We start from the raw sequence: 7,639 nt of genomic DNA, 5'->3' as shown, positions 1-7,639 counted from the left end.
GTTAAAAGCTGAAACTAATTTATTAGAGGTGCTTCAATCATTATCTCCAAGCGGATTTGAAAATGTCTGTAAAGAGCTTTTACGAGAACATGGGTTTGAAAATGTTCTAGTTACAGGACAATCCCATGATGGTGGAATAGATGGCTATGGTGTCCTTGAACTTAACCCTTTTGTCAGTTTCAAAGTTTTGTTCCAGTGTAAAAGATATAAAGGAAGCGTTTCTAGAGCTCAAGTTGGAGATTTCAGAAACGCAATGATTGGTCGTGCTGAAAAAGGCATTATCATGACAACAGGATTTTTCACAAGAGAAGCTGAAAAAGAAGCATCAAGAGATGGCGCTCCGCCAATCGAGTTAGTAGATGGTAAAAAGCTGGTAGAAATGTTTGAAAAAGTTGAACTGGGCCTAAAACCCAGAACTGTTTACGAGGTTCAGCTTGGCTATTTTGAAAAATTCATGAATTGATGAAAATCGTCTCTTGGAATTGCAATGGTGCCTTTAGAAAGAAATTCCATTTACTCGATGAACTATATGCTGACATTCTAATTATTCAAGAATGTGAAAACCCAAGCTGTACAAAAGACCAAAATTATCAGAACTGGGCATCTAATTATCTTTGGATTGGAGACAATAAAAATAAAGGATTGGGAGTTTTCGCCGATCCATCCATCAAACTTGAAAACTTAAACTGGTCTAACGCCTATCAAGACCACTTTGTCAAATATTTCCTCCCCTGCTCCATTAATGACCAATTCAATCTTTTAGGAGTATGGGCCCATCACAACAACTCCCCTAACTTTGGCTATAACGGTCAACTCTGGAAATATTTGGAAATAAATATCCATGCCTTCACCAATATCATAATTGGCGGGGATTTAAACAGTAACTGCATTTGGGACCAATGGGATAGATGGTGGAACCATTCAGATATAATAAGATCGCTCGCATCAAAAAATATTAATAGTGTATATCATTCTTGGCATACCGAAGAACAAGGAAAGGAATCTACTCCAACCTTCTTTTTGCAAAGAAAAGCCGAAAAGCCTTATCATATTGACTACTTTTTTGCATCAAAAAACTTACTTGATTCCATTAAACATTTTGAAGTTTTAACAGATGATAAATGGTTAGATGTAAGTGACCACCGACCTTTGTTAATGAAACTAAACTAACAAGCAAAAATAGTCTTGAAAATTAATTATTTCAATCTGTGTTGATCACCTTCATCTGTGGCCAAAATGAAAAATCAATCTCCGTCTCTCCGTGCCCTCAGAGCCCTCAGCGGTTATTTGTAACTGCATAAGACAACTAAAAAACCAACAAACCATGCTCCTTCAAAATCTCCCACACCTCTGACGCTACCAGTTCTCCAAAATCACCCATTGTCGCCTCATAATCTTCCCAAACCACTTGCAATCGATTTAAAGGCTGCTCATAAGAAACCGTGGCCAGCATGTCGGCCACCCATTCGGCCAGTTCCCAAGGAAGTTCCATAGCAAAGTCCTCCTTCTTGCCTGAAAACACCAACTCCGCGTGCCCTTCCTCTTCACTTTCCATCAGATCAGGCTGTGATCCTATCCAAATGATCCGATGATGCTTTTTATAGGCCAGAAGTTCTTCCTCTTCAATCTGTCGGCCGATATAGTTTTTCGAAATACTGGTTACCGGAACCTTAAAATCAAACCAATTCTTCAAAGGCACCTCAAAGCCCACCCCATGCATATAATTGAATAGGGATTTGCGCAATCCCTCTGAAAAAGCAGCATGATCCACACCCAAAGGATCCTCATACCCCACTTCATTATTGGCAAATGGCGCCAACTCCAAATCCGTCCTATACACCCCAAATTCCTGAGGAGCCAAACCTACCGGGCTATGGGCTGTCATGGCAAAGCGGTGCCAGAAACCTGATTGGATTACTCCTGCCTCAAAAAGCTGGCGCACCATTTCCAAGGAATCTATGGTCTCCTGAGCCGTTTGGGTTGGATAACCATACATCAGATAACTATGCACCATGATTCCTGCCTGGGTCAAATGGTTGGTCACTTGGGCTACCTGGGGAACGGTCACCCCTTTTTTGATCAATCCTAACAATCGATCCGAAGCCACTTCCAATCCACCCGATACCGCTATACAACCAGAAGCCCTGAGCAGTCTGCAGAGATCTGCTGTAAAATTGCTTTCAAAACGGATATTGGTCCACCAGACGACTACCAATCCTCTGCGAAGAATCTCTATGGCCAGATCCCTCATCAAAGCAGGCGGGGCCGCTTCATCCACAAAGTGGAATCCATTGGTTCCCGTTTGGGCCATAATCTCCTCGATACGGTCACAAAGCATGGAAGCCGTAATCGGTTCATAACGTCCAATATAATCCAGGGAAATATCACAAAAGGTACACTTGCCCCAGTAACAACCATGGGCCAAAGTCAGCTTATTCCAGCGCCCATCACTCCACAAGCGGTGCATGGGATTGGCTACTTCGATCACACTCAAATAATCCCTCAAAGGCAAATCGCTGTAATCCGGTGTACCCACCTCCCGTTGGGAAACGTCCTTGACCGCCGAATTATTGATCATTTTCACCTCCCCGTCCATCCTCACAAATGTCCGTTTTAGCTCTTTCAGTGGTAATCTTCCATCCAAATGCTCCAACAGCAATCGGACAGGCGCCTCTCCATCATCCAAGGTGATATAATCCACATAATCAAATATCCTAGGATCTTTCAGCGAACGTAGTTCGGTATTGGGATAACCTCCTCCCATCCAGATTTTGATTCCTGGATGCTTGGATTTAAGGTACTGTCCACACTTCAGGGCTCCATAAAGATTACCTGGAAATGGTACCGAAAATGCAACAGACTCAGGTTGATAAACCCGGATTTTCTCCTCCAGCAGATCCAGTAGCATCGCATCTATCAAACTTAAAGGCTCTTTCAGCGCAGCTTCCATTTCATCAAAGCTCGCAGCTGACATCCCCAAGCTCTCCGCATAACGGCTGAAACCGAAATAAGGATCAATGGCTTCTGTGATCAGGTCTCCTAGATCTTCTAAATACAGCGTGGCCAAATAACGCGCTTTATCCCTAAGTCCCATGCTTCCAAACGCCCATTCGGTATCATCAAGCTGTTCAAACCTTCCGGCCTGCGGCAGAAAGTCTCCCTCAGAAATATGATAGGCTAAAGTAGGGTTCTTGTCCTGAAGAAAATCAATCACCGTATCAATGGTTTGCAGGTAGGCCGTTTTCATTCTCAGGATTCGGTTCACATTGTCCGAATACTCCAATTCCTGCTCCTCAGCCAGTTCAAACACCTGCTGTAATCCCTTTCGGGAAAACAAACGCAAGATCACTTCCAGGCCCAGATCGGCCTGACGGGAATTTATGTTCAAGGTGTTAAGGTAACCCTTCAAATAAGCCGTGGCCGGGTATGGTGTATTGAGCTGGGTAAATGGAGGAGTGATGAAAAGAACTTTAGTAGCCACTATTTCAGGGATTGATTTGGGGCAAAGTTAAAAAGAAAGGCGGAATAATTAATCTTCCATTAATCTACAGTTGATGGCTAAAAAAGGAAGCATTTAAACTTAGAAAACTTTGAGCACATGGCACACAAGTCCCTGAACAAGGCACAAAATCTCTGTAAATACATCAACCAAATAATCTGTGTTTATACAATTCATCTGTGCCCACTAAAAATATTAATCTTGGACTCCAATCGGGAATACTTCTAAAAGGTATATTTAAAAGGCAGCGCCAATAGCCCTGCCTTCCTTATTAACTAACCAATCACATATGTTCAGAAGAAACTCTTAACAATTACCATCCATATCACAGGCAGCGCCCTCTCCATCCCCTGACACGGTTTGTAATGAAGGTTTCTCCTGCTCATAAGTTTTCCAAGCAGTTTCTAATGCCTGCAAAAAAGTCTCCTTGGGCTGGGCGCCTGAAACTCCATATTTTTGATCCAAGACAAAGAAGGGCACTCCTCTGACACCCAATTGCTGGGATTCGTAGATATCATGATTTACGGCCACATCATAGTCTTTTGATCGTGCAGCTTCTTTTGCCTTTTCCTCATCCAGCCCTACTTCTTGTGCCAAAGGCACCAATGCCATTTCATCAGCAATATTAACTCCTTCGGTAAAATAAGCTTTGAACAACCGTTCTTTCATCTGATCACCTTTCCCCACCAGTTTGGCGTATTGCAAAAGCCTGTGAGCCCTTCTTCCATTGGCCACGACCACCCTATCAAAATCATATTCCAAACCTTCTTCCTTGGCCATATCAGCCACTTGGTTTCCTGCTTCTTTTGCCTGCTCCACTGTCCAACCTTTGGTTTCTGCCAGGTATTGGGCAATGCTTTTCTCCGTATCGGTTTCCATTTCAGGGTTGAGCAAAAAGCTTTTCCAAACCACTTCCACTTTATCCTTATGTGGAAATTCTTCAAGAGCGGCTTCCAGCCTTCTTTTACCGATATAACAAAACGGACACATGATGTCTGACCAAATTTCTATCTTCATAGCATTTTTTGATTATCTTAAGGGTAAATCAATTTTGAGGAATTTGAGTTCCCCTGACCTCCTAAATCACCTGTTCATAAATCAAACAACAACTCAACCCTATAATAACTTAGTAACGTAATAACCAAATAACTCAAAACTAAACCATGAAGACAAAAGAATGCCCCTCCTGCGCAATGGAAGTGGATTCCAAGGCCAAAATATGCCCCATCTGCCAATATGAATTCCCCAAAAGAAGTCCCCTCATCCAAATAGTGGCCATTCTTTTGGTGATTTTGTTTGTGTTGATGTACGTGTTGTAGGGTTAGTATGGAGTAGGGAGTACTGAGAATTGAGGCGCTGAATTTAATACATTAAACACTAGATCTAAAATTAGCAATAAATCAGTAAACCACCTTTGATTCCCAAACTGAACCAAAGTCGGCCCCTGAGTCTGTCGAAGGAAATCTTGAGCGTATCGAAGATGGCCCCTGAGCTTGTCGAAGGTGGTCCCTGAGCTTGTCGAAGGCTGTTCCTGAGCTTGTCGAAGGCTGTTCCTGAGCTTGTCGAAGGCTGTTCCTGAGCTTGTCGAAGGACCATTCAACTACCCTCAAGAACCGCATCTTCAAACCATCTCCAGATGCTGCACCAAAGAATCCTTTACGGCATCTGCCACCAAGTGATAAAAGGGTACCGGGTCATTGTTCACCTGAACCGCTTCCAAAGCTTTGTAGTAAGCTAGCCTTGAAACATCATCCCCTTTCAGATTGGCAATAGTGTAACCATGCCCCACCAATACCAAATTCATCATCAGCCTACTGCTCCGGCCATTCCCGTCCACAAAAGGGTGGATACTTACCAAGCGCTCATGCACCTCAGCAGCAAGTATTACCGGATGAAGAATATTTTTCTGTCTTTGATAGTGTAAGAAATAATCTTCCATCAACTTCCCTATCAAATAAGGCTGTGGCGGCACATGCTCGCTCCCACTGATCCTCACCGGAACAGACCGGTACTTACCCGCATTATCCCTATCTATTCCTTTAAGGATGAGATAATGAAGCTCCAGTAAGCATCGCTGATTGATGTCCATTTTATCTGCTACCAACTTCTCCAGATAATCCACTGCTTCGGAGTGATTGATCGCCTCCAAATGCTCACGCATGGATTTACCACCAATGGTAATGCCTTCATTGATGACCAAGTGGGTTTCCTGTAAAGTCAAGGTATTCCCCTCGATGCGATTGCTCTCAAAAGTATAAGCCACATTAAAATACTCTTTCATCTTTTGAAGCTGTGTATGCCCCAATGGACGTTTTTGCTGCCAGACTTCCTTCAAAGTATCTATTTCATCCAACTTTTGAAGTACATCTGAAGGCACTTTGTCCAGTATTAAGGCCTGCTCTCCGGCAAGATATTCTACCCGGCTTTCGGCCAGGGCCAATATCTCCGAAGCATCCACTTCATACTGCACCAGGTTGAGAATCTTTTCTGCCAACCATTGCTTTTTCAGAGCATCGAAGGAAAGCTGATAAGCCTTGGCCAATTCTTCCAGATTGGCTTCTGAAGGGAGCCGCTTTCCCCTTTCAAACTTACTGATTAGCCCAGCATCTACCCCTGTCTTTATGACGGCATCTTTTAAAGTAAGCCCAAGACCTACTCTTGCTTTCATTAAAATGTTGGCCAATGTGTTCATTTTGACTTTTTTACTTTTGACAAATTTAGTCAAATTACTCAGAAATACTAATCATTTACCTGAAAATCACCAAATTAACCTCACAAAAGTATTGATACCCCAAAAACTAAAGTGCCTCAGCTTAAGCTCATTTCAAAAAATCAAATCTAAATTACATCATTAATTAAAGGATACTGGCCTCCTAATTGCAAAAGTAAACCAGTTCCTCACCGCCTGACCTAATTTGATGGAATTAAAAAACTTTATCGTAGTTTTTGTGTATTCCGTGTAGCGGAAGGTTATTCCAATTAAAGGCTATCGGCTTGATGGCGGATAATCAAACAAACCATTATCGATGACAAATGACCAAATGATAAACTGCAAGAAGTAGGCTTTCCCGAAAATTAGCCCATCAGAAATACATTAACATCCATTCAAAACCTATCCAAACCAAGGATTTCATAAAATTTATAAAAAAATGTTTTGTATATTTAACGATTAATTCGAACATTTGTATCGCATTAGAAAAATGAGCAATTTGATCAACATAGCAAGTCTTAATAATACAATGGATGTCCTTTCCATTAACAGTATTGCTATGCCTATTTTTTCACCTAGGAAAGACTTCAGGAGTCTTTTTAGGGCATAGTCCCTGCTATTTTATTAGACTTCCTACGTAGAGGTCCATTCTCAAAACAAATCAAATTTATTTATTAGAACTTTCAGGAGTCGAATAGTTGGCTGAACACTGTCGGGATTGAGTGCCAATGGAGATTCCACCGATAAATACGAATATGACAAAAAGTCAATTTATCATACAGGCTGCGGGAGAGCAGCACAGTAAGTATGCTCAGGCCATTGTGGATGAAATGGCATTGTCCGCTCAAGCGCGAGGAACGGGCATTGCTAAACGTTCTCCGGAGTACATCACCCAAAAGATGCGAGAGGGCAAAGCAGTAATAGCCCTTTCCAAAGAAGGGGAATGGGCTGGGTTTTGCTATATCGAGGCTTGGAGCCACGGAAAATTTGTAGCCAACTCGGGACTTATCGTTTCACCGAACTTCCGAAAATCAGGCTTGGCGCGTGAAATCAAACGAGCGGTTTTCAAACTCAGCCGAACCAAATTTCCTGATGCCAAAATCTTCGGTTTGACCACCGGTGCAGCTGTAATGAAAATCAATTCTGAATTGGGTTATATACCCGTGAGCTATTCTGACCTCACAGACGATGAAGAATTCTGGAAAGGCTGCCAAAGTTGTGTCAACTACGAGATCCTAAAGAGCAAAAACCGTCAGAACTGTCTCTGCACCGCCATGCTTTATGTCCCTAAGGACCAAAAGAAAAAAGAAGTGGCCATGAGAAAGGACTTTGACAAGAATCTCGGTATTTTCGAACGATTAGTACGCATGAAGCGTGCGGTCTTTACCGGTTTAAAAAAAAAGACAAATAAAACATTAGAATTAATATAA

Annotated in this window: 7 protein-coding genes; 4 read left to right on the top strand and 3 right to left on the bottom strand. The window is 42.3% G+C overall.

What is annotated here, in order from left to right; all coding sequences use genetic code 11:
• On the top strand, positions 1-463 hold a 463-nt coding region (locus tag ACYVAA_RS02545; RefSeq protein ID WP_460538467.1), incomplete at its 5' end, for a restriction endonuclease.
• A complete protein-coding gene (locus ACYVAA_RS02540; protein WP_460538466.1) occupies positions 463-1,170 on the top strand; it encodes an exonuclease/endonuclease/phosphatase family protein in 708 nt (235 codons plus the stop codon). The genes ACYVAA_RS02545 and ACYVAA_RS02540, both read left to right, overlap by 1 nt.
• Positions 1,171-1,306: 136 nt before the next feature.
• Here ACYVAA_RS02540 and ACYVAA_RS02535 read toward each other — a convergent pair whose 3' ends face one another.
• A complete protein-coding gene (locus ACYVAA_RS02535) occupies positions 1,307-3,481 on the bottom strand; it encodes a B12-binding domain-containing radical SAM protein (RefSeq protein WP_460538465.1) in 2,175 nt (724 codons plus the stop codon).
• A gap of 324 nt (positions 3,482-3,805) precedes the next feature.
• Positions 3,806-4,516, bottom strand: coding sequence for a DsbA family oxidoreductase (locus ACYVAA_RS02530; protein WP_460538464.1), 711 nt, complete (start codon positions 4,514-4,516; stop codon positions 3,806-3,808).
• Between the two features lie 146 nt (positions 4,517-4,662).
• On the opposite strand from ACYVAA_RS02530, the gene ACYVAA_RS02525 reads away from it, so the two are divergent.
• On the top strand, positions 4,663-4,818 hold the full coding sequence (locus tag ACYVAA_RS02525; protein ID WP_460538463.1) for a hypothetical protein: 156 nt from the start codon (positions 4,663-4,665) through the stop codon (positions 4,816-4,818).
• A 302-nt stretch (positions 4,819-5,120) separates the two neighbouring features.
• On the opposite strand, the gene ACYVAA_RS02520 is transcribed toward ACYVAA_RS02525, so the two are convergent.
• Positions 5,121-6,167, bottom strand: a complete 1,047-nt coding sequence (locus tag ACYVAA_RS02520) for a Fic family protein (RefSeq protein WP_460538462.1) — start codon at positions 6,165-6,167, stop codon at positions 5,121-5,123.
• A 797-nt stretch (positions 6,168-6,964) separates the two neighbouring features.
• On the opposite strand from ACYVAA_RS02520, the gene ACYVAA_RS02515 reads away from it, so the two are divergent.
• Positions 6,965-7,639 carry a GNAT family N-acetyltransferase gene (locus tag ACYVAA_RS02515; protein WP_460538461.1) on the top strand — a complete coding sequence of 225 codons (675 nt, stop codon included), beginning with the start codon at positions 6,965-6,967 and terminating at the stop codon, positions 7,637-7,639.

The sequence above is a fragment of the Echinicola sediminis genome (genome assembly GCF_054777495.1).
Note: the sequence above shows the minus strand (reverse complement) of the source record. Positions and strands in the feature narration are given on the sequence as shown.